Genomic DNA, 2,052 nt, shown 5'->3' with positions numbered 1-2,052 from the left:
TGCAGACTATGACCATGTCCGAATCCGTCCCCGACGTTCCTCCGGAGCCTGACCCGGCGCTCTGAGGTGAGCTCCGCAGCAAGTCCGTCACCTGGCATGACCCGCACCGGGTCGCGTCGGCCGCGGCCGCCCTGAGCGGCCTGGAGTTCCTGTCCGCGATGCGCGACGGCAGCATCCCGTCGCCGCCCATCTTCCGACTGTTCGATTTCCGCCCGGTCGAGGTCTCGCGCGGCGACGTGGTGTTCACCTGCCAGCCGGACGAATCGGCGTACAACCCGATCGGCCTCGTTCACGGCGGCCTGCTCTGCACGATCCTCGACACCGCGGTGGGCTGCGCGGTGCAGACCACGCTCGAGGCCGGCGTCGCCTACACCTCCATCGAGATCAAGGTGAACTATCTTCGGCCGGTGCGCATCGTCGCGGGCCGGCCGAACCGGTTGATCGCGCATGGCTGGACGACGAGGCCGGGGCGCCGGGTGGCCTTCGCCGAGGGGGACGTCCGCGACGACGACGGCAAGGTCGTCGCCACGGGCAGCGGCAGCTGCCTGATCATCAGCTAAGTCCGCTCCGGTCGCCGTCGACCCAGACTTGTGTAACGCTGCGTGACGGAGAGGTGTCCTTGCCGGCATTCCGCCGTCCGTCCCGGGGGGGCCTTTCGGGGCGATCTGGCTGCCGTCCCGGCACCTCCGACGCTTCGTCGAAGGTTGACGATGTGCGGCCGGTGGACGCCGAAATCGGTGTCATTCGGCCGTCGAGCATTGCCCTGACCCGGCCAGATACGGTCCGCGACCGATTGCTCGGACAAGCCGGTCGGCTACAGGACACCGCTGTGCGACAGTTCATCGCTCGATCCACATGCAGGCTGTACGTACAGGCTGTATGGTCAGCGCAGAGATCATCGGTCATCCACCGGCGATTTGAGGAGAGGGGAACTACACCGTGGCGGTCGAGTGGCGGTACCAGCTCCGTATCGGTACCTACCTGGCGAAGCAGAAGCTGCGGCGCCGCAAGCACTTCCCGCTCGTGCTGGAGCTGGAGCCACTGTTTGCCTGCAACCTGTCCTGCACGGGTTGTGGGAAGATCCAGCATCCGGCGTCCGTGCTGAAGCAGCGGATGAGCCCCGAGGACGCGCTCGCCGGGGTCAAGGAGTGCGGCGCTCCGGTCGTTGCGATCGCGGGCGGTGAGCCGCTCATGCACCCGCAGATCCACGAGATCGTGAACGAGCTGGTCAAGCGCAAGAAGTTCGTGATCCTGTGCACGAACGGTCTGCTGCTGCAGAAGAAGCTCAAGAACTTCACGCCGTCGCCCTACTTCACCTTCGTCCTGCACATCGACGGGCTGCGCGAGCGGCACGACGCGGTGGTGGAGAAAGAGGGCACGTTCGACGAGTGCGTGCGAGCCTTCCACGCGGCGAAGGCCGCCGGCTTCCGGGTCGGCACCAACTCCACGTTCTTCAACAACGACAGCCCGCAGGATGTCATCGACATCCTGACCTTCCTCAACGACGACCTCAAGGTCGACCAGATCCAGCTCTCGCCTGGCTACGCGTACGAGAAGGCCCCGGACCAGGAGCACTTCCTCGCCGTCCAGGAGACCCGCGAGATGTTCGGGAAGGTCTTCGCGGAGGGTCGGCGCAAGAGGTTCCGGCTCAACCACTCGCCGATCTTCCTGGACTTCCTCGAGGGGAAGAAGGAGCTCGACTGCACCGCCTGGGGCATTCCGAGCTACTCGCTGTTCGGCTGGCAGAAGCCCTGCTACCTGATGAGCGACGGGTACGTCTCCTCCTACAAAGAGCTCGTCGAGACCACCGACTGGGACTCCTACGGTCGTGGCAAGGACCCGCGCTGCGCGAACTGCATGGCGCACTGCGGCTACGAGACCTCGGCTGTGCTGGCGACGATGGGTTCGCTCAAGGAGTCCATCCGCGCCGTCCGCCAGGTCTGACGGTCTGACCCGATGGCGGCCCTGCCGCCGCCGTCATCTCACCGACACGACGAACGCCGCCCCGACCGGTCCGCGGTCAGCGCGGCGTTCGTCGTGGTGCCTGGCGGC

2 protein-coding genes are annotated in these 2,052 nt (G+C 66.3%); both read left to right on the top strand.

The window, feature by feature from the left end; genetic code table 11:
* Positions 1 to 158: 158 nt before the first annotated feature.
* On the top strand, positions 159 to 560 hold the full coding sequence (locus G6R25_RS23675) for a PaaI family thioesterase (RefSeq protein WP_235949509.1): 402 nt from the start codon (positions 159 to 161) through the stop codon (positions 558 to 560).
* A 379-nt stretch (positions 561 to 939) separates the two neighbouring features.
* The gene (gene hpnH, locus G6R25_RS23670) at positions 940 to 1,944 is read left to right on the top strand and encodes an adenosyl-hopene transferase HpnH (RefSeq protein ID WP_163554624.1); all 1,005 of its coding nucleotides are present in this window, start codon (positions 940 to 942) and stop codon (positions 1,942 to 1,944) included.
* Positions 1,945 to 2,052 lie beyond the last annotated feature (108 nt).

This window comes from Candidatus Frankia alpina (genome assembly GCF_902806485.1).
In the GTDB taxonomy this organism is placed as follows: Bacteria; Actinomycetota; Actinomycetes; order Frankiales; family Frankiaceae; genus Frankia; species Frankia alpina.
Note: the sequence above shows the minus strand (reverse complement) of the source record. Positions and strands in the feature narration are given on the sequence as shown.